Origin of the sequence: Massilia sp. LjRoot122 (assembly GCF_964252725.1) — a bacterium.
Lineage (GTDB): Bacteria > Pseudomonadota > Gammaproteobacteria > Burkholderiales > Burkholderiaceae_D > Telluria.
Window position 1 is genome coordinate 4,133,749 of the sequence record NZ_CAXUPB020000001.1, and the last position, 20,149, is coordinate 4,153,897.

Here is a 20,149-nt window from a genome sequence, read left to right on the forward strand (position 1 = left end):
TTCTAAGTCTGTCATTGCAGGGCGGCACGGACCTGCGGTAGCAGGCGCGCCTTCTGGTCGGCGCGGATACGCACCCCATTACCGACGCGTTCGGCTTCGACAAGGCCGTCCGGGCCGAAGTTCTTGCGCATATAGGCTTCCATCATGTCCGCATGCGCTGGCTTGGCGGACGAGGCGACGATGCTGGCGAACATGCTGTTGCGGCCCAGCGCTTCCATATTCGCGAGCAGGGCGTCGCGGTTGGCGACGGCGAAGTTCCAGGTCTGGTCGAGGTGCTCGCCCGCGACACCGCCGAGGATGTAGGGCACCAGGTCCGGCGGGGTCTGCGGCGACAGCAGGGCCTGCAGCGTGCGCGCCGCCAGCGCCGGGTCCTGCGCGCTGGTGAGCGCGCGGCCGAAGCGGTTGCGCTCCTCGCTGGTCGGGGCGTTCGCGGTGCGCGCGGCCAGGGCGTCGTAGGTCGCCTGGTCGGCATAGCGGCCGGCGGTGCTCATGACGAAATCGATCATGCCCGGATTCACCGACTCCGGATCCTTGAGGTAGCGCGCGAAACGGGCCTTGCCCTCGGCGATCGCCTGCGGGTCGCCGGCGCGCGCCAGCGCGGTGGCCAGCATGCCGCGCAGCTGGGTGTCCTCGGCGGTCTCGCCCGGCTTTTCTTCCCAGCCGAGCTTGTCGAACTTGGGGCGGGCGAAGCCGATCAGGAAGCGGCGGATCAGGGCTTGCTCCGGTTCCCCGCGCGCCAGCGAGTCGAGCGTACGCAGGTTGGACAGGATGGCATCCCAGACCGCCACGCGCGGCTCGTCGCCGTACTTGCGCACCAGATCGAGGTAGCCGTCCAGGCCCATGCGGCCGTTCGAGGCGAAGCTCCAGGTGTCGGACAACAGCTTCAGGCGCGTGCTGTCCGGCAGGCGCGGCGCCTGCCCGGCCAGGGCGCGGAAGCTGGCCGGGTCGTACTGGATGCGGAAGTAGCCGACGCTGTGCGGATCGACCACCAGGGTGCCTTCGCAACTGGCCTGGGTCACCGTGCCGCTCGTGCCGGACAGCAGGGTGTACCAGGCCCTGCCGTTGACGGTGCCGACCTGCAGCGGCACGTTCCACAGGCGCTGCTGCTTGGGCGGCTCGTCGAGGCGATACTGTTCCTGCGACAGCGTGACCTTGCGCTTGCCGTCCTCGCAGGCCTGCTCGACCTTGATCAGGGGGAAGCCCGGCTGCAGGGTCCAGTCCGACGCCAGCTTCTCGACCGGCTTGCCGGAGGCCTTTTCCAGGGCCACCCACAGGTCGGCGGAGGTGGTATTCGAATACTGGTGCTTCGCCATGTAGGCGCGCATGCCCTTGCGGAAGGCGTCTTCGCCCAGGTAGGCCTCGAGCATGCGCAGGAAGGCCTGGCCCTTCAGGTAGGTGATCGCGTCGAAGGCGGCGGCGGCCTGCTCCTCGGTCTGGATCGGGGTCTGGATCGGGTGGGTGGTCTTGCGCGCATCCAGGTTCATCACGTATTCGCGCTCGGCCATGCCCTCCAGGTAGGGGCGCCATTCCGGGTGGAAGTGGTCGGTGGCCTTGGCCGCCATCCAGGAGGCGAAGCCCTCGTTCAGCCACAGGTTGTCCCACCAGGCCATGGTCACCAGGTTGCCGAACCACTGGTGGGCGATTTCGTGGGCATTGATGTTGAAGGTGAACTTCTTGACCCGCTCGGGGCTCTTCTTCGGGTCGTACAGCAGGGTCGGCTCGTTGTAGACCACCGCGCCCCAGTTTTCCATGGCGCCGTTGAAGCCGCCCGGGATCGCGATCTGGTCCAGCTTGGGCAGCGGATAACGGATGCCGAAGTAGTGATTGAAGTAGCGCAGCAGGTCGCGGCTGGCGGCCAGCGGGAAGGTGGCCGAGCCGAGCTTGCCCTCGGTGGTGACGATGCCGATGTCGACGCCGTCCTGTTTGGCGGACAGGCGCTCGAGTTCGCCCGCCACCAGCACCACCAGGTAGCTCGGCATCTTCGGGGTAGTGCCGAAGCTGAGGCGCTGCATGCCGCCGCCGATCTCTTCGCGCTTTTCGACCGGCGTATTGGAATAGGCCTTGAAGTTGCCCGGCACGTCGACGCTGAGCTTGAAGCGGGCGCGGAAGGCCGGCTCGTCCCAGGTCGGGAGCATGCGGCGGGCGTCGGTCGGCGCCATCGTGGTGGCGATCAGCTTTTTATCGGCGCCGCCGGCCTTGTAGTTCACGTAGAACAGGCCGCGCCCTTCGCGGTTGATCTGGCCGCGGAATTGCATCGCCAGTTCGTATTTACCCGGCGCCAACGGCTGGGCCAGCTTGAAGCGCAGGGTTTGCTGCTGCTTGTCGAGGATGGGCTCGAGCTTCAGTTTGCCGGCGAGTCCATTGCCGCTGAGGCTGGCGGCGTCGATCTGCATGTTGTCGGCGTTCAGCATGATCGTCGAGGTCGGTTTCAAGACTTCGATCTCGACCGTCTGGCTGCCGCGGAAGGTGTTCGCGGCGACGTCCGGGATGACGTGGGCCGTGTACTGCAGCGGCACCACGTCCTTCGGCAGCTTGCCCGGCGTGGCCGCGAAGGAATACGGCGCCTCGGCCTGTGCAGTCCCGGCGCTCAGCGCGAACGCAAGCGCGGCTGCGGCCGTGGCAGCCCGGGCGACTGGCATGTCTCTCATAAGTCTCTCTCTCGAATCTGTTTTTATTTGATGATTCCTGCGCACCACGGCGTGGGAACCCAGCACGCACTGTAAGAAAGCCGGGCGCCGCCTGCTCCCGGATTGCGACAGACTGCAAAAAACCGGGCCAGACTGCTGAAACCGGGGAATGGGGAGAAGTATTCTGGGTCATGCGACCCAGTTTGAACATGCATGACTGGCAACATTTGTATCCAAACGAAAAAATTTTAAATTTTTTTTCAAAAGACCCTAAAGTTCCCGAAAACCCATCCGTAAATCCCTTAGATACCCGGCAATCCGGCCAGGTTACTTGTCTCGGTGCTAACATGACCTCGAACGACGTCCTCTCGATGTACGAAAACCTCGCCGGCATTACCGGCCAGATGAAGGGCGCCGCCGAAGCCGGCGACTGGACGGGTTTCGACAAGCTGAACGCGCAGGCAAGCGTGGCGGCGGGTGCCGCGATCGGCGGCGTGCCGGCACTGGACGGCGCCAAGCGCCAGCGCAAGATCGACCTGATCAAGCAGCTGATGGCCAATGACCGCGCGATCCGCGACGTGACCGAGCCCTGGATGGGCCAGCTGGACCGCGCAATGTGCGCACACTGATGTAAAACAGGATTATCGAGATCAAGGCACCTGCGGGTGCCTTTTTTCTTGGCGGACGATTATTCGTCCAGCTTGCTCAGCTTGCCGAGGCAGCGCCGCTCGTAACCGTTCAGCCCTTCCATGACGAGGGCGTCGTCCTCGCTCACCAGGCCGGCATCGATCAGCAGGCGCAGCTTGGCGATGCGGTCGCCCTGCGCCAGCGCCTGCGCCAGGCTCGATCCGCCCGCCCCACCCGCCTGCGCGATCGCGTCGGCGACCTTGTCCGGGAAATCCCAATGCCTGGCGATGACCGCCGACAACTGCCGGCTGCGCGCCAGCAGCTCCACCCCAAAGGTTTCGGAGGCCGGCACCTTGCCGTTGTGGCAGACGCGGTCGGCCAGCCGGAAGGCCACCACCAGCCCGACATCCTGCATCAGCCCGGCCAGGCAGGATTCGAAGAAGTCGGCGGCAACCGCGGACGCCATCAGGCTGGCTGCCACCGCGCATTTTTCTGAATGGTTCCATACCAGCGGCGCGGCCCGGCGCGCGAAGCCCGCCTCGTGCAGCTTGATCAGCGGCCGGAAGGCGACCCGCGCCAGCAGCATGCGCAGGCCGTTCTGGCCGATCAGCATGATCGCCGCGTCCAGGGTCTTGATCGGGGTGGCCGGCCGGTAATAGGCGCTGTTCGCCTCGCGCAGCACTTCGGCCACCAGCACCACGTCTTCGGCCACCTGCGCGGCCAGCTCGCCCGTGCCGACGCTTTCGTCGCGCAGGCTGCGCAGCAGCTTGGGGATCAGCTCCGGAACGCGCGGCACCAGCTCGGCCGCGAGGGCCGGATTCTGGGCCAGCGTGCTCACCTGCTCCAGGATCAGGCGCTCGGTGTCCGGCGGCGCGTCGAAGCCGGCCGGTCCGGCCAGCCAGCGGTAATACAGGGTATCGATCGCAGCATCGTCCCCAGTGACCGCATCGGGCTGTGGGGCGGCAACCTCGGGCGTGGACGCCTGGGGTTCCGGGGTGCTCAACAAGCGATTGATCCAGTTTTTCATGCAAGGTGGATTGTAGCCTGTCCGGCGCCTGAAACGACAAAAGCGCTCGCAGGCGCTTTTGGATGTGTCCGAGCGGAAGGCTCGGCCACGGAATCGGGGAGAGCGACCTCCAGGTATCTCCTGGCGTCGCCTCTTGCCGGTTGCATCCGGCGTCCGCTGCCGCAGTTGGCAGACAAACTGCTTCCGGACACAGGCGTTTCTTCAACGTCTGCCTGCTTTCCGCGCCACGCTATCGGTGGTGGCTGCGCCAGGCCTCTGTGCCGTTCATGATCTCGCGACCACGAAACCAGTATAGCGGAAAAATCAGACTTGTGTAGACGACTCGTGCGCACCCCGTTCCAGGGTCGGCTCGACCGCCGCAACCGGCGCCGCCTTGCGCTGCAGGCGTGCTTTCAGGCGCGCTCCCAGGCCGACGCGCGGACTGTCCTTGCGCCGCGCCGCCTTCCTGCGGCGCAGGACGAGCACCAGTCCGGCCAGCAGCGCCAGCGCGCCGGCGCCGGCACCCACCAGCAGCCAGGGCGTGCCGGGCTCCGGCGGCGGTTCCGGCTTTTTCTTCTTCGGCTTGTGGACCTTGACGGCTTGCGCGGCCGGGGCCGGCGCGGCACCCGCCGCCACCTGCAGCAGCCTCACCTTGTCCTCGAGATTGCCCAACTGCTCGCGCAGCAAGGCGTTCTTCGCACCCAGCACGACGCAGGCATCGACCTCTTGCCGGGGCTGGGGCGCGCAGGCGGCGCCGGCCGGGGCCGGAGTGGGTTTGACGGCGACGGGCTCGGCGGCCTTGCGCGCCACGGGAACCGGCTTCGGCCTGGCCGGGACCGGCCTGGGCGCAGGCTCCTGTTTCGGTACCGGCTTCAGCTCGGGCTCGACCGCCTTGGCGATGACCGGGGCAGCAACCGGCGCCGGGACAGGATTTGGATCCGGTGTCAGCCACAGGGTCGCCAGCCGCACGCTCCGCTGCGAACCGTCGGCCAGCTCCAGGTACAGATGCAGGTGTTCCGACGCGACCGGGCCGAGCGAGGTGATGTGCAGGAACTGGCGCCCGTCGCGCCGCATCACCGACATCCTGAGCGTGGACAGCACCGCCGGCATGCCGATGTTGGCGCCGCGGTAGACGTTCGGATGCGCCAGGCGCACCCCGACCGGAGTGGCGGCGTCTTCCAGCATGGTGAGCTCGATGTCGGCCACCAGCGGCTGGCCGAGCCAGGAGCTCACGCGCGGTTCGCCGAGCTCGGCCGCCGGGGCAGCGCCGGCCAACAGCGCGCAAGTGAATAACAGTGGAAGGCGGCAAGCCATAGCGGGAACCGAAAATGAAGCCAGAGCGTATATATCGGACAATCGGCTAAACTCTTTAGCCAGAGCCCGCATTCATTCACAGGACAGCCATGGACAACAGGATTGAGAAGGACAGTTTCGGCCCGATCGAGGTCCCCGCACAGCAGCTGTGGGGCGCCCAGACCCAGCGTTCGCTCCACCATTTCCACATCTCGAGCGAGCGCATGGCGCCGGAACTGGTCGCGGCCCTGGCCCAGGTCAAGCGCGCCGCCGCCGCGGTCAACCGTTCGCTCGGCAAGCTCCCGGCGGACAAGGCCGAGGCCATCATCCGCGCCGCCGACGAGGTGCTGGAAGGCCGTCACCCGGACGCATTCCCGCTGGCCGTCTGGCAGACCGGTTCCGGCACCCAGAGCAATATGAACATGAATGAGGTGCTGGCCAACCGGGGTTCCGAGCTGATGGGTGGCGAGCGCGGCGAGAAACGCTTGCTGCACCCGAACGACCACGTCAACATGGGCCAGTCCTCGAACGACATCTTCCCGACCGCCATGCACGTGGCCGCCGCGATCGCCGTGGCCCAGAACCTGCTGCCGGCACTCGGACAGTTGCGCGGCACCCTGCTGCGCAAGTCGCGCGATTTCGAATCCATCGTCAAGATCGGCCGCACCCACCTGCAGGACGCCACGCCCCTGACCCTGGGCCAGGAGTTCTCCGGCTACGTCGCCCAGCTGGAATTCGCGGAAAGCGCGATCCGCTCCACCCTGCCCGGCCTGCTCCTGCTGGCCGCAGGCGGCACGGCGGTAGGCACCGGGCTGAACGCTCACCCCGACTTCGCGCCGCGCATCGCGGCCGAGCTCGGCTCGCGCACCGGCCTGAGCTTCAAGAGCGCGCCCAACAAATTCATGGCGCTGGCCGGGCACGACGCCATGGTATCCGCCCACGGCGCCTTCAAGACCCTGGCCACGGCCCTCATGAAGATCGCCAACGACGTGCGCTGGATGGCCTCGGGCCCGCGCTCGGGCCTGGGTGAAATCACGATCCCGGAAAACGAACCGGGCAGCTCGATCATGCCGGGCAAGGTCAATCCGACCCAGTGCGAGGCGCTGACGATGCTGTGCTGCCAGGTGTTCGGCAACGACGTCGCGATCACGGTCGGCGGCTCCCAGGGTAATTTCGAGCTGAACGTGTTCAAGCCCATGATCGCCCACAACTTCCTGCAGAGCGCGCGCCTGCTGGCCGACGGCATGCGTTCCTTCGACGAGCACTGCGTCCAGGGCATCGAGCCGAACCACGCCCGCATCGCCGAGCTGATGGAAAAATCCCTGATGCTGGTGACCGCACTGGCCCCGCACATCGGGTATGATCGCGCCGCGCAAATCGCCAAGACGGCGTCGCACGAGGGCCTGACCCTGCGCCAGGCCGCGCTGCAGTCCGGTTTCGTCACCGGGCAGCAGTTCGACCAGTGGATCGTGCCGATCGACATGACCCGCCCGGATCCGGTCGACTAATAATTACTGAGGATAAACATGCAAAAAGTAGTATTCGATTTGACGTCGGAATTCGTCGAGCTCAACCAACTGCTGAAGCTGGTCGGCCTGGTCGACAGCGGCGGCGCCGGCAAGAACATGGTCGCCAGCGGCGTGGTGTCGGTCGACGGCAAGCAGGAACTGCGCAAGACCGCGAAGATCCGCAGCGGCCAGACGGTCAGCCTCGGCGACCTGCAGATCCGGGTGCAATAAGGGGGCTAAAACAGCGGGCTTATGTTTGCGCGCTAACAAACAGAGCGGGGCTTCCTTGTTTATATTTTAAGTCGTCAGAGTCGACTTAAATCAACCGGCCAAAGGTGAAGCGATGGAAACCCCGAACCGCGCCCAATCCCAGGAGCAGCTCATCGGAGACCTGCGTCTCGTCATCGAGAACGCGGAAGAGCTGCTGAAAAACACCGATCATTACACCAGCGTGCTGTACCAGAATGCCCGCGCCAAGCTGGCGCTGGCACTGGAAGCGGCGAATGAGGAACTGGCGCGTTTCGAAGACGCCCAGCTCGAACGCATGATGGCCGCCACCCGCGCCGCCAATGAACGTTTCCGCGACCGGACCGGTGAACAGCGCATCCTGCGCGCTTTCCACTAAGAACTTATCCGTCGGCCGCAATCGCGGCGACAACACCGAGCCTGAACCAGCCCTGCAGCATGGCGCCGATGTCGGGCGCCGCCTCGAGCGCCAACGCGGCATCGATGGCCTCGCCAAAGCTGGCGCCCGCCGCCAGCCGCGCCAGGGCCGCCGCCTCGGGTGCGCCCAGTTCCACCACCTCCACCCGCCAGCCGCGCCGCACGACAAGTAGCGTGCACGGCGTATCCACCTGCGCCGGCAGGTCCGGACCGCCCGGCTGGTGCGCCTGCCACAGTGCGCCCACGGCCCAGGGGCTGTGCAGCAGGCTCACGGAGGGATGCAGGGTGAAGCGGGCGGCATCGAGCGTTGCCGGCGCCATCTCCGTCAGTGCCGCGATCCCGAGCGGCGTCCGGTCCGGCGCCAGGCAGGCGCGGTGGACGGCCCACTCCAGGCGCGCCACGTCGGGCAAATAAGGATAGGCCGCGCCTGGTGCGAATCCGGCCAGGAAATCGGCAAAGCGCGCGCCGAAGCCGGCCAGGTCGGGATCCTGCGAGGGCAATGCCTTGCCGTAGGCACGCGCCAGGCCTGCGAAAAATTCTTCTCCCACCAGCCGGCGCAATACCGGACAGGCTTCGCCGAGGGCGCGCTCCCAGCCGGCAGTCAGGTTGCCGCGGTACAGCGCCAGCCGCTCCAGCCCGCCCGCGCCAAGCAGGGGCTGCAAGGCGGCTTCCTGCCGACGGTCGAACAGGGCCGCGCCGAATTGCTGCTGGAGCGTGGCGAGGGCCTCGTTCGGCGCCGGCGGCGGCGCCGGCGTGCGGCTCGCGGGCGCGGCATGCGGCACGGGGTAGTCCGCTGCGATCGCCCCGGCCTTGGCGGCCTCCGCCACCAGGACCTCGAGCGGCGGCAGGTCGGCGTCCCACTCGACCAGGGAAGGTACCCGGCCGAAGCGCCGCAGCGCGGCGCGGTACAAGGCCCAGACCGGCTCGGCCACCGCGGCGCCGTGGTGGTCGACCAGGGCCAGCGGCGTTTCCAGGTGGCCGGCGAGGTGGATTTCGCCGACGCTGTGCACGGGGAGCGCGGCGATCGCGGCCAGCGCGTCTTCGCCGTGGTTGTGCTGGTTGACGTAGAGATTGTTGACGTCGAGCAGGATGCCGCAGCCGGTGCGGCGCGCCAGTTCGGCCAGGAAGGCGGCCTCGCTCATGGTATCGGCGCGGAAGCGCACATAGGTCGAGACGTTCTCGACCAGCAGGCGGCGGCCCAGCAGGTTCTGCACCCGGTCGACCCGGTCGCACAGCAGCGCCAGCGCGGCTTCATCGAGGGTCAGCGGCAGCAGGTCGTTGAGCTGGCGGTCGGCCAGCGCGCCCCAGCTCAGGTGTTCGGAAACGAGGAAGGGATCGACGGCCTCGACCAGGGCGCGCACGCGTTCCAGGTGGGCATCGGAAAAGCCGCGCGCCGAGCCGAGGCCGAGCCCGACACCATGCAGGCTGAGGGGATAGTCACGGCGCAGCTGGGTAAGGACATGCCAGTCCCAGCCGGCGCGGGCGAGGTAGTTCTCGCTGTGGACTTCGATGAAGCCGACTGCCGGGCGCTGTTCCAGGAAGGCGCGGTAGTGCGGCGCGCGCAGCCCCACGCCTGGGGCGGTCATGGGCTTACTTCTTGGGTTCGGTCTTGGCCGGCTCGGCCTTGTCCTGGGCGGGCTTGCCGGCCTCGAGCGAACCGCCCAGCTTGGTGCAGGTGCCCTTGGCGACGAATTTCCATTCGTTCGGGTCATTGTCGGCCTTGGCGACGCCGGCGCAGCCATGGGTGGCGGTGCCGCAATCGTTCTGGCCGGCCTTGGCCACGCCGTAGCAGGCTTCCTGGTCGGCCTTCGGTGCCCCCATCTGGTCCTGGGCGGCGGCATGGGCGCAGACGCCGGCAAGGGCGGCGGCGATCAGGGCGTGGCGGTGGGTCATGCGGCTTACTCCTGGCTGGGTGAAGGCGCCAGTATTTATCAGGCGGGGGAAAGATGCAAGGTGGAGTGGGTGAAGCTGGTAGCTGCAGATCAAACTTGGGTCCCGGCCTTCGCCGGGACGACGACTCTACCGTGAGTTGTCAACGTGAGCACGTCATCCCGGCGAAGGCCGGGATCCAATTCCGTAGAGCAGCCGAAAACGCCGGCTCAAGCCGTCGTATTGATCTTGTTCCCCAGGTGCGCCGGCAAATTCGCCGACTGCACGGCCGGCAGCGCGTCGAGCAGCTGGGTGGCGGTCGCTTCCTGGATCTGCTGGGCCTTCTTGAACACGGCCAGGCTCACATCCTGGCGGTTGCCGGTTTCAGCGATGCTGGTGGACAGCTTGGCGATGGCGGACACATCCATGTCGTTCTCCCATTAAGGCGTATCCCCTCTTTACGGCAGCCTGCGCGAAAACTTTAGGCCTCCGACCGCATCCATTTCTCCAGCCAGGCCATGACTTGATCCGCATCATTCAGGTCCAGCCATGCCGGCCCGCCCTCCCCGCCCGGCGGCGGCGGCGCGTCCGAGACCACGGCCAGGATGTCGGGATCCTCCGGATACAGGGCCGGCTTGCTCAGGCTGGGGCGGAACACCTCCAGCTTGGGCATGCGCTCCCACTTGTAGCCTTCCACCAGCGTCAGGTCGGCCGGCGCCAGGCGGGCCAGGTGCTCCGCCAGCGCAGGCTCGGCCGCCCCGCGCAGCTCGCGCAGGATGGCGACGCGGTAGGGAGAGGCCAGCATCACCTCGGCCGCGCCGGCCATGCGCAGGCGCGCGCTGTCCTTGCGCGGCGGTTCGAGCTCGACGTCGTGGTGGCTGTGCTTGACGACGTTGATGCGCAGCCCCTGCTCCGCCAGCCGCTTGATCAGCTCCTCCAGCAGCGAGGTCTTGCCGCTGCCGGACCAGCCGACCACGCCCAGCACCCGCCCCGCGTCAGTAAGCGACACGGTAGCGGTAGCCACGGAAATTCATGATCGCGGCCTTCGGCAGCAGGCGCTCCAGCACCAGCCCGGGCGCGACTTCCTCGCCTTCGCGGCGCAGCATCTTGTCGACCAGCAGCAGGCGCTCGGCCGGGTTCGGCGAATAGATGTAGCCGCCGAAGGCCACTTTCGGCACCTCGCGCTGGACCGCTTCCGGCAGCGATTGCAGCGGACCGACGCTGTCCTCCGGCGCCGGGGCGGCCGCGACGGGGGCCGGAGCCGGCGTTTCCTGCACCACCTCGACGGGTTCGGCGCGCGGCGCCGGCTTCGGCTTGATGGCAGGCGCCGCCGGCTTGGCGGCGGGTTTGACAGGAGCTGGCGGTGGTTCCGCCTTCACCGGTTCCGCCGGCCTTGGCGGCGGAGCGACCGGCGCAGGCGCTGGTACAGGCGCCGGTGCCGGCGCGCTCGCCACTTGCAGCGCCGGCGCAGGCTGGCGCAGCAGGAACAGCGCACCGAGCGCCACGACGATGCTGCCGGCAACGATGCCGACCATCAGCGGGTTGCGCGTGCTGCGGGTCACGCCGGCCGTATAGCTCGGCGCCGGTGCGTGGATGGTCGGCGCGTTGCCGAGCTGGCGCTCCGCCTGTGCCTTCTTGAGGGCTTCGAGGATGTAGGACATGCCTTATTTTCCTGTCGCGGCCTGCGCCAGCAGGCGCGGCTCGGGCACGCCGGAAAGCTGGTTCAGGCGCATGTAGGTGCGCGGACCGGCCAGGCCGTCCGCCTTCAGGTTCTGCGCGGCCTGGAAACGGCGCAACCATTCACGTGTGTGGGCGTCGAAGGGGCTGCCGGCCTGCGGCGCCGCGGTCCCGTTCAACTGGGCCAGGCGCCCGCCCAGCCAGTCGACATCGAGGCCGCGGTCGCCCTCGGCCAGCTCGTCGCGGAAAGCGCGCGGCATGCGCCAGAAGGTCGTGAACTCGCCGCCGAAGCGGGCCACGAAGCTGGCCAGGTCGATCTTCTCGCGGCGCGCGCCGGCGCTCAGGGTGACGCTGTTGCCGTCCAGCGCAGACAGCACGGCATAACCGGTGCGCGGGCCGTCGTGCAGGGTGACGACGGCCGGCCGGTCGAGCATGCGCAGTTCGTACAGGCCGCCGCGGCCCTGGTGGCAGCGCAGGTCCAGGCGCAGCGCCGCCTCGCAGGGCTGGTCTCCTGCCAGTGCGTCGGCCAGCGGCTGCCCCCACAGCGCCGCCAGTTCGCGCAAGGCATTGGCTTGATCGGCCTGCACCGGCGGCACCTTGGACGGGCTGACGCGCGCAGCCGCCGGCGCGGCCTTGGCGGGCGCGGCGGCTTGTACCGGCGGCGCCGGCGAACGCGCCGGCAATGCCTGCCAGGCAGCCGCGCTGACGGCCGCCGCCGCCAGCACGCCGCCCGCCACCAGCGGCAGGCGCGGGCGGCGCGGCGCGGACGGCTCGCCGGCGAAGACCTCGGCCGCCGCCTTTTTCAGGATGGTGCGCGTCACCTGCGGGCTGGTCTCGACGTAGGCGCCGAGCAGCGCGCGGTCGCACAGCAGGTTGATGCGGCGCGGGACGCCCTGCGTCAGCCCATGGATCAGCGGCGTCAGCGCGGGCGGGAACGGTGTTCCGCCGGCGCCCGCCACCGCCAGCCGGTGGGCGACGTAGGCACCGGTCTCGGCTTCCGACAGCGGTCCCAGGTGGTAGCGCGCGATCACGCGCTGGGCAAGTTGCTCCAGCTCCGGGCGCGCCAGCATGGCGCGCAGCTCGGGCTGGCCGATCAGGATGATCTGCAGCAGCTTGCGCTCGCTGGTCTCGAGGTTGGTCAGCAGGCGCAGTTGCTCCAGCACCTCGGCCGACAGGTTTTGCGCCTCGTCGATCACCAGCACGTTGTTCAGCCCCTGCGCGTGCGATTCGAGCAGGTAGCGGTTGATGGCGTCGACGTAGCCCTTCAGCCCGATGTGGGTGGCGGCCGGCGGCAGCGCGATGCGCAGCTCGTCGCACACGCTCAGCAGCAGTTCCTCGACGCTCAGGCGCGGGTTGAAGATATAGGCCAGGCGGCAATTCTCGGGAATCTGCTCGATGAAGCAGCGGCAGACCGTGGTCTTGCCGGCCCCGATCTCGCCGGTCAGCAGGACGAAGCCGCCGCCGCTGCCGATACCGTAGAGCAGGTGCGCCAATGCCTCGCGGTGGCGCTCGCTCATGAACAGGTAGCGCGGATCGGGGGCGATCGAGAAGGGCGCACCCTTCAGGTGGAAATAGTGGTTGTACATGAGCAAGTGAAACGGGGAGCTAGCGGGGCGGCTGCGATTTGTACTTTACGCAATATATCTTGCTTTTGTCATTCGCGTAAGCGATCGTGCTGCCCAGCTTCGAGACGCGCAAGGGAAAGGCAGAAGCGTCGACCGCGTGGAACGCAGTGCCGGCGCCGCTGCGGATCGCGCCTTCCAGCGCTTCCGGGCTGCTGTCGGTCACGGCGGCAATGAAGGCCAGCTCGCTGCTGTCGTCGCTGACCATGACTTCCTTCACTTCCGCGCCCCAGAGCGTGGCCTCGACCCGGAACCACCAGGCCCCGCCCTCGCGCTTGTAGGCCGGGCCGAAGGAGCTGCTCAGGTAGTCGTGGAAAGTACGGTTGTCGAGGTGGCTGCGGCACAGCAGCGCATTGCCGACGACCTGGCTGAAGGTCGAGGGCATGGCGTATGCGGAAGAACAGGGAGCCGCGAGCGCGCCAGCCAGCATGGCGCCGGGCGCGAGTCGGGAAAGTCGCATGGCCGGCTACAGCCTGGACAGCCAGGCGCGGTTGGCCGCGATCTGGGCCTTGACCGTGGCCGGCAGGGCTTCATAGCAGCCAGGATGCTGCTTGAGCGCATGCTCACGCACTTCCTTCTGCATGCCGTTGACGAGAAAGACGTAGACGGCAGCGCCGTCCTCGTTCTTGCGGGTGCCCATATAGCGAATCACGGGAGTTCTCCTTCCATGCCCGCATTATGACACCGCGGGTCCCTGCCCGGCTGTTGCGGTCCAGCCACAGCCGGACCGGTCCGCCTAGTCCGCCGGCTTGATCCGCACCAAGATGTCGAGCAGCTGCCCGACATCCACCGGCTTGGTCAGGTGCTGGTCGAAGCCGCTGTCCCGGGTCCGCCGCCGGTCTTCCTCCTGGCCCCAGCCGGTCAGGGCGATGATCGCCAGTCCCGCGTGGCGCGGCTCGGCGCGCAGGCGGCGCGCCACCTCGAAACCGTCCATGCCGGGCATGCCCAGGTCGAGCAGGACGGCGTGCGGCGCGAATTCGCGCGCCAGCGCCAGCCCCGCGGGCCCCTCCCTGGCAGTGCGCACCTCGGCGCCGGACGACTCCAGGAGCAGGGCCAGCGATTCGGCGGCATCGCCATTGTCGTCCACCACCAGGATACGCCGCCCTTCCAGCGGCGCCTCGGCAGGGCCGCCCGGCTGTTGCGGCAACGCCTGCGGTGCCTCGGCCAGCGGCAGGCGGACGATGAACTCGCTGCCCTGCCCCAGTCCTTCGCTGCGCGCCTCGACGCTGCCCCCGTGCAGCTCGACCAGGCTGCGCACCATGGTCAGCCCGATGCCCAGGCCGGCCTGGCCGCGCGCGCTGTCGCGGTGGGCTTGCGAGAACATCTCGAACACGTGCGGCAGCTTGGCGGCCGGGATGCCGATGCCGCTGTCGCGCACCGACACCACCACCTGCGCGCCCTCGCGCCACGCCGCGAGCCAGATGCGGCCACCGCGGTCGGTGTACCTGGCCGCGTTGTTCAGCATGTTGCCGAAGACCTGGGTCAGCCTGACCTTGTCGGCCTCCAGCACCAGGGTTTCTTCCGGCAGCGAGACGGTCAGTTCGTGGCGCCCGGCCTCGATCGCCGGCATGCTGGTCTCGACCGCCATCGACAGGACCTCGGCCAGGGACAAGGGCTCGCGGCGCAGTTCCAGCTTGCCCTGGGTGATGCGCGAGACGTCCATCAGGTCGTCCACCAGGCGCACCATCTGGCGCACCTGGCGCCCCACCATCTCGACCATGCGGTCGGCCGTGCGGCGCCCGTCCGGCCGGCGCAACAGGTGCACGGCATTGCTGATCGGCGCCAGCGGGTTGCGCAGCTCGTGCGCCAGGGTGGCCAGGAACTCCTCCTTGCGGCGGTCGGCCTCGCGCAGCGCCTGCTCCGCCTGCACCGCCACGGTGACGTCGATCGCGATGCCGACGTGGCCGCGGTAGGCGCCGCCCTGGCCGAACAGGGGCGCGAGGTGGCTCTCGAACCAGTGCCAGCGGCCGTCGGCGGCGCGTGCCCGCACGCGCTGCTGGAGGGAGCTGCGGCCGGCAATCGCAGCCCGCACCTGCTCGATGTAGCGCGGACCATCGTCCGGATGCAGCAGCGTGCCCCAGCCCCCGTCCGGGTTGGCCCCGACCTGCAGGCCCACCATCTCGAAGCTGCGCCGGTTGGCGTAGCTCACCTGGCCCTGTTCGTCGAGCTGGAAGATCAGCGCCGGCGAGGCTTCGGCCAGCACCCGGAAGCGGCCCTCGCTTTCGCGCAGCGCCGCCTCGGCCTGGCGGCGCGCGTCGACGTCGATGTTCATGCCGACCCAGCGCGCCACGCTGCCGTCCGGATTGCGCACCGGGGCGGCACGCACATTGGTCCAGCGCCAGCCGCCGCCGGCCTGGCGCAGCCGGTACTCGGCATTCACCGGCGATCCCGCGCCCAGCGCCTCGTGCCAGTGGCGCAGGATGAAGTGGCGGTCGTCGGGGTGGACCGCATTGGCCCAGCCGAAGCCCAGGGATTCGCCGGGTCCCTGCCCCGTCAGCGCGCGCCAGCTGGGCGACTCGGTGCGCATCACGCCGTCGGCGTCGGTCTCCCACACCGCCTGCGCGAAGCCTTTCACCAGGGCCTGGAAGCGTTCTTCGCTGGCCTGCAGCGCCGTTTCGGCCTCGCGCGTCTCGGAGATGTCGAGGACGAAGGCGATGCACCTGCGCGTTTCGCCTTCGCCCGGCAGGCAGGTCGGCGCCACCATCGCCCACCAGCGGCTGCCGTCCTTGCGCACCAGCTGTTTCATGTAGGGCGCCGTGCGGCCGCCCTCGCGCAGTTCGGTCAGCGCGCGCATCGTGGTCGCGGCGAATTCGGGGGTGGCCAGGTCGGGCCAGCGCGTGATCGTGCGCAGCTCCTCGCGGCTGTAGCCGCTCATCCGCTCGAGCGCCGCGTTGCAGTCGAGGATGACGCCGTCGAGCGTGTAGAAAGCCAGGCCCACCGCTTCGGTCTCCATCGCCGCCGTCAGGATCGCATGGCTCTGGCGCAGTTCGTGCTCGGCGGCGGCGCGTTGCGCCATCTGGTCGGCCAGGCGCGCCTGGGCCTGCTGCCATTCGCGCGCACTCGGCCCGGCTGCAGCTATGCGCTGCGCCGCGGCGGCGAAGCCCGCCAGGCTGCGCAGCAGGCGCGCATCCCCGGCGTCGAAACGGCGCGCCGGATCATGGCTGGCCACCCACAGCACACCGTCCGCTTCGCCCTCGCTGCTCCAGGGCAGCAGCAACATCTCGGACGGCTGCGGCCCGCCGTCCTGCAGGAAGGGGAAGACACGGGCCGGATCGCGCAGCAGCATGGGCGCCTTGCCGCTCGCCGCGCGCCAGTCGAAGCCGCCGTCCTGCGGCTCCGGCAGGCTGGTGCCGGCAGCGTCGCCGCGGCACAGCGCGCGCAGCACTTGCTCGATGCGTGCCGGTACGCCGTCCGGCTGCTGCGCCAGGTCCAGGGCAAGCGCGGCCAGCTCGCGGTTTTCAGCCGCCAGCTCGGGCGTGCGGACCGGCCGCGAGCCGAGCTCGTGTGTCACAACCAGGTCGCCGATGGCGGCCAATGCCTGCGCTTGTTCCCTGTAGCTCATCAGGCCGTTTAAAAGAGTCAATAGCGGGACAGACAGGCTAATCCAAAGCGGCCGCGCATGCCAACAAGGTTCCGGCTGGCATGCCCGGCCTGCCGCTGCGGCTCATCGCAGGAATGTGCATTTCGTTCCACGTTTTCGCGCTTCCGTCGGTTTCCGCAAGCGCGGGCCGGCGCCCTGGCTTATGGTTCAGGCTCCCGATGTTTTTACCGACAACAAGAACATGAAAACCGTCCTCAAGCCCGCCCTCCTCGCCGCCGCCATCGCCGCCGGCTTCTTCGCCACCCAGGCCAGCCATGCCGAAGCGCCGGCCGCTACGGTCTCGCAGCAGCGCAGCGTCCAGCCCTTCAGCGCCATCGAACTGGCCGGACCCTACGACGTCGTGGTGCGCGCCCAGGGCCGCCAGTCGCTCGAACTGTCGGGCGAGCGCAAGCAGCTCGACGAGATCGAGACCGTCGTGCGCGGCGATACCCTGGTGGTGCGGCCGCTGCAGCGCAACGGCTTCCACTTCAGCTGGGGCAAGCGCGAAACGCCGACGATCACCATCACTGCCAGCCAGCTCAAGAGTCTCAGGATGTCCGGCAGCGGCGACGTCGACCTGAGCCAGCTGGCGGGCGAGCGCTTCAGCCTCAGCGTCGACGGTCCGGGCGACCTGCAGGCGGCCGGCGCGGTGCGCGAGCTGGCGGTACGCGCCAGCGGCAGCGGCGACCTCGACCTGCACCGCCTGAAGGCGGCCAATGTCGAGCTGACCATGTCGGGGCCGGGCGACGTGCGCCTGTCCGGCGTCGGCAACGAACTGGCGGCGACGCTGAGCGGCTCGGGCGACCTCGAAGCCGACGCGCTGCGCCTCGCGCGCCTGCACGCGCGCATGAGCGGCCCGGGCGGCATGAAGCTGTCGGGCAGCGCACGCGAACTGCGCGCCGAGATCAGCGGCTCGGGCGACTTCGAGGCCTGCGCGCTGGCGGCCGAGGCGGCATCCACGGTCCAGCGCGGCCCCGGCAATGCCTGCGTGGCCGGCAACATCAGGAAATTCGATGCCGAAGTGCAGGGCTCGGGCGAGCTGCAGGCCAGCGGCCTGCAGGCGGCCAGCGCCATGGTCCGCCTCGGCGGCCCCGGCAGCGCCACCCTGAGCGGCAGCATCGGCGATCTGACCGCCGAGGTGAGCGGCTCGGGCGACCTGGAAGCGGGCGAGCTGGAGGTGAAGCGCGCTACCGTCAAGGCACGCGGCCCGGGCGGCATCGAACTGGCCAGCGTGTCGGACACCCTGGACGCCGAACTGCACGGTTCGGGCGGCCTGGACGCGAATGTCGAAGGCAAGCGCCTGCTGCTCAAGATCACCGGGCCGGGCGCCGCCAGGGTCGGGGGCAAGGTCGACCTGGTCAAGGCCCGGCTCAGCGGCTCGGGCGGCCTCGACGGCCGACGCCTGAGTGCCGCACGCGCCGACATCGCCGTAACCGGGCCGGCCAATGCCGCAGTGAACCTTACTGGCCGTGCGTCCCGGGGCGACGGCCAGCTACTGCTGGTGGACCGCAGCGGCAGCCGCCACGCCGAGTGACCATACCAATTCAGATACCAATAAAAGATTTGCACAATCAACGACTTATGCAAATAAGTCGCGGTCATGGAGCGATTCCTGCACAGGAAATTTGCATACCAGTTAAATACCTGTTGACATCACCGTACCGCCTGCCTATAGTGCGCTGACCTCCCCGGCAGAACACTTACACCATGACCGACTATCTCATCGGCGTCGATGGCGGCGGTACCGGCACCCGCGTGCGCCTGGCCCGTCCCGACGGTATTGAAATCGCCCAGGCAAGCGGCGGCCCATCGGCCCTGTCGCGCGGCATCGACAATGCCTGGACCACCATCCAGGGCGTCGTCGCCGAAGCCTTTTCCACCGTCGGCATCGACCGCGTTCCCATGCATGCCTGCGCCATCGGCCTCGGCCTGGCCGGCGTGCACAACAAGGAGTGGGCGGCCCAGTTCGTCGCCGCCAATCCCGGCTACGCTGCCCTGGCCCTCGACACCGACGGCTTCACCACCCTGATGGGCGCCCATGCCGGCCGCCCCGGTGCGATCGTCGCGATCGGTACCGGCAGCGTCGGCGAAGCCATGCTGGCGGACGGCAGCAAGGTCGAAGTCGGCGGCTGGGGTTTCCCGGCCGGGGACGAAGCGAGCGGCGCCTGGATGGGCCTGCGCGCACTGAACCACATCGAACAGGTGCTCGACGGCCGCGTCGAAGGCCGCGCCTTCGCGCGCGAAGTCATCGCCTTCTGCGGCGGCTCGCGCGACGCGGTGCAGGTCTGGCTCGGCCGCGCCAACCAGACCGCCTACGCCGGCCTGGCGCGCTTCGTCGTGGCCCACGGCGCGACCGATCCGGTCGCCCGCGCCATCCTCGAACACGCAGGCCGCGAAGTGGCCAGCATCGCCGATGCGCTCGACCGCAGCCACACCCTGCCGCTGGCCCTGTGCGGCGGCCTGGGCGAGGCCCTGCGCGCCTGGCTGCCGGCCGACACGCTGGCGCGCTGCGTGCCGGCGCAAGGCGACTCGGCCGCCGGCGCACTGCGCATGATCGGGCGCCACCTACAAGGAGCAGCACAATGAAAGGCAACATCCTCACCCCCGGCGGCTGGATCCACGGCGAACTGCGCCACGGCGCCCGCATCGACGCCATCGACGGCCACGAAGTGGACCCCTCGGCCAACAGCGACGACTACATCCTGCCCGGCTTCATCGACGTGCACGTGCACGGCGGCGCCGGGCGCGACATGATGGAAGGCGGCGACGCGCCGCACGTGATCGCGGCCCTGCATGCGAAGCACGGCACCACCGCCCTGCTGGCCACCACCATGACCGCCCCGGTCGAGGACATCGAGCGTGCGCTCGCCTCGATCGGCGCCGCGATCAAGTCACGCGGCAAGGGCGAGGCGCGCATCCTCGGCGTGCACCTGGAAGGCCCCTACATCAACTCGGGCAAGCTGGGCGCCCAGCCGCCCTATGCGCGCGAAGCCACGCTCGACGAAGTCAATCGCTTCAACGACCAGGCCCCGATGCGCCTGATCACGGTGGCGCCCGAGATCGACGGCCACATGGATCTGCTGCGCGCCATCGCCGACGCCGGCATCCGGGTCCAGATCGGCCATACCAACGGTTCCTACGAGGTCGGCGTGGAGGCGCTCGAGCATGGCGCGGCCGGCTTCACCCACCTGTTCAACGCCATGCCCGGCCTGCACCACCGCGACCCCGGCATGGTCGGCGCCGCGCTGGCGCACGCCGAATACGCCGAGATCATCCCCGACCTGCTGCACGTACACCCGGGCGCGATCAAGACCGCGCTGCGCTGCATCCCGAAGCTGTTCTGCGTGACCGATTCCACCGCCGCCTCCGGCATGCCGGACGGCGAATACATGCTGGGCCGCCAGGTCGTCCACAAGTGCATGGGCGGCGTACGCCTGGCCGACGGCACCCTGGCCGGCAGTACCCTCACCATGGACCAGGCGCTGCGCAACCTGGTCAAGATCGGCCTGCCGCTGAGAGAAGCCAGCTTGCGCGTATCCACCCATGCCGCCGACTACCTCGGCGAAACCCAGCGCGGCCGCCTGGCGCCGGGCTGCCACGCCGACTTCGTGGTCCTCGACCGCGACCTGAACATCAAAGCCGTCTATATCGAAGGAGAAGCCCAGTGACCGCCGTCC

19 protein-coding genes are annotated in these 20,149 nt (G+C 68.8%); 7 read left to right on the forward strand and 12 right to left on the reverse strand.

Features of this window, described 5'->3' with window-relative positions; genetic code table 11:
• Positions 1 to 11 precede the first annotated feature (11 nt).
• The gene (locus tag ACSQ25_RS18095) at positions 12 to 2,639 is read right to left on the reverse strand and encodes a M1 family metallopeptidase (RefSeq protein ID WP_436107053.1); all 2,628 of its coding nucleotides are present in this window, start codon (positions 2,637 to 2,639) and stop codon (positions 12 to 14) included.
• A gap of 335 nt (positions 2,640 to 2,974) precedes the next feature.
• Here ACSQ25_RS18095 and ACSQ25_RS18100 point away from each other — a divergent pair, with 335 nt between their 5' ends.
• Positions 2,975 to 3,256, forward strand: coding sequence for a flagellar protein FliT (locus tag ACSQ25_RS18100; protein ID WP_436107054.1), 282 nt, complete (start codon positions 2,975 to 2,977; stop codon positions 3,254 to 3,256).
• 59 nt (positions 3,257 to 3,315) lie between these two features.
• On the opposite strand, the gene ACSQ25_RS18105 is transcribed toward ACSQ25_RS18100, so the two are convergent.
• Complete coding sequence (locus ACSQ25_RS18105) at positions 3,316 to 4,260, reverse strand: HDOD domain-containing protein (RefSeq protein WP_436107055.1); 945 nt, start codon at positions 4,258 to 4,260, stop codon at positions 3,316 to 3,318.
• A gap of 324 nt (positions 4,261 to 4,584) precedes the next feature.
• Positions 4,585 to 5,535: a type IV pilus assembly protein FimV gene (locus ACSQ25_RS18110; RefSeq protein ID WP_436107056.1), complete on the reverse strand. Its 951-nt coding sequence runs from the start codon at positions 5,533 to 5,535 to the stop codon at positions 4,585 to 4,587.
• Between the two features lie 128 nt (positions 5,536 to 5,663).
• On the opposite strand from ACSQ25_RS18110, the gene fumC reads away from it, so the two are divergent.
• From fumC to ACSQ25_RS18125, 3 genes are all read left to right on the forward strand, one after another.
• Positions 5,664 to 7,061 (forward strand): class II fumarate hydratase, encoded by a 1,398-nt coding sequence (fumC, locus tag ACSQ25_RS18115; protein ID WP_436107057.1) that lies wholly within the window; start codon positions 5,664 to 5,666, stop codon positions 7,059 to 7,061.
• An 18-nt stretch (positions 7,062 to 7,079) separates the two neighbouring features.
• Positions 7,080 to 7,292, forward strand: a complete 213-nt coding sequence (locus ACSQ25_RS18120; protein WP_436107058.1) for an RNA-binding S4 domain-containing protein — start codon at positions 7,080 to 7,082, stop codon at positions 7,290 to 7,292.
• A gap of 112 nt (positions 7,293 to 7,404) precedes the next feature.
• Complete coding sequence (locus tag ACSQ25_RS18125) at positions 7,405 to 7,686, forward strand: DUF883 family protein (protein WP_436107059.1); 282 nt, start codon at positions 7,405 to 7,407, stop codon at positions 7,684 to 7,686.
• A gap of 4 nt (positions 7,687 to 7,690) precedes the next feature.
• Here ACSQ25_RS18125 and bufB read toward each other — a convergent pair whose 3' ends face one another.
• The 9 genes from bufB to ACSQ25_RS18170 form a co-directional block, all read right to left on the reverse strand.
• A complete protein-coding gene (gene bufB, locus ACSQ25_RS18130; RefSeq protein ID WP_436107060.1) occupies positions 7,691 to 9,310 on the reverse strand; it encodes an MNIO family bufferin maturase in 1,620 nt (539 codons plus the stop codon).
• 4 nt (positions 9,311 to 9,314) lie between these two features.
• A complete protein-coding gene (locus ACSQ25_RS18135; RefSeq protein ID WP_436107061.1) occupies positions 9,315 to 9,617 on the reverse strand; it encodes a BufA1 family periplasmic bufferin-type metallophore in 303 nt (100 codons plus the stop codon).
• A gap of 206 nt (positions 9,618 to 9,823) precedes the next feature.
• Positions 9,824 to 10,021, reverse strand: coding sequence for a YjfB family protein (locus ACSQ25_RS18140; protein ID WP_436107062.1), 198 nt, complete (start codon positions 10,019 to 10,021; stop codon positions 9,824 to 9,826).
• Between the two features lie 53 nt (positions 10,022 to 10,074).
• Complete coding sequence (mobB, locus tag ACSQ25_RS18145) at positions 10,075 to 10,617, reverse strand: molybdopterin-guanine dinucleotide biosynthesis protein B (RefSeq protein WP_436107063.1); 543 nt, start codon at positions 10,615 to 10,617, stop codon at positions 10,075 to 10,077.
• Entirely contained in the window at positions 10,589 to 11,254 is a 666-nt protein-coding gene (locus tag ACSQ25_RS18150) for a general secretion pathway protein GspB (RefSeq protein ID WP_436107064.1), read from the reverse strand. Before ACSQ25_RS18150 ends, mobB begins: the two co-directional genes overlap by 29 nt.
• 3 nt (positions 11,255 to 11,257) lie before the next feature.
• Positions 11,258 to 12,856, reverse strand: coding sequence for an AAA family ATPase (locus ACSQ25_RS18155; protein WP_436107065.1), 1,599 nt, complete (start codon positions 12,854 to 12,856; stop codon positions 11,258 to 11,260).
• A gap of 19 nt (positions 12,857 to 12,875) precedes the next feature.
• On the reverse strand, positions 12,876 to 13,352 hold the full coding sequence (locus tag ACSQ25_RS18160) for a hypothetical protein (protein ID WP_436107066.1): 477 nt from the start codon (positions 13,350 to 13,352) through the stop codon (positions 12,876 to 12,878).
• A 6-nt stretch (positions 13,353 to 13,358) separates the two neighbouring features.
• The gene (locus ACSQ25_RS18165) at positions 13,359 to 13,544 is read right to left on the reverse strand and encodes a hypothetical protein (RefSeq protein ID WP_436107067.1); all 186 of its coding nucleotides are present in this window, start codon (positions 13,542 to 13,544) and stop codon (positions 13,359 to 13,361) included.
• Between the two features lie 84 nt (positions 13,545 to 13,628).
• Entirely contained in the window at positions 13,629 to 16,454 is a 2,826-nt protein-coding gene (locus tag ACSQ25_RS18170) for a PAS domain S-box protein (RefSeq protein ID WP_436107068.1), read from the reverse strand.
• 220 nt (positions 16,455 to 16,674) lie between these two features.
• Here ACSQ25_RS18170 and ACSQ25_RS18175 point away from each other — a divergent pair, with 220 nt between their 5' ends.
• From ACSQ25_RS18175 to nagA, 3 genes are all read left to right on the forward strand, one after another.
• Positions 16,675 to 18,006: a GIN domain-containing protein gene (locus tag ACSQ25_RS18175; protein ID WP_436107069.1), complete on the forward strand. Its 1,332-nt coding sequence runs from the start codon at positions 16,675 to 16,677 to the stop codon at positions 18,004 to 18,006.
• A 173-nt stretch (positions 18,007 to 18,179) separates the two neighbouring features.
• Positions 18,180 to 19,058 (forward strand): BadF/BadG/BcrA/BcrD ATPase family protein, encoded by an 879-nt coding sequence (locus tag ACSQ25_RS18180; RefSeq protein ID WP_436107070.1) that lies wholly within the window; start codon positions 18,180 to 18,182, stop codon positions 19,056 to 19,058.
• Entirely contained in the window at positions 19,055 to 20,140 is a 1,086-nt protein-coding gene (nagA, locus tag ACSQ25_RS18185) for an N-acetylglucosamine-6-phosphate deacetylase (RefSeq protein WP_436107071.1), read from the forward strand. The genes ACSQ25_RS18180 and nagA overlap by 4 nt, the downstream gene beginning before the upstream one ends.
• The last annotated feature ends 9 nt before the right edge of the window (positions 20,141 to 20,149 follow it).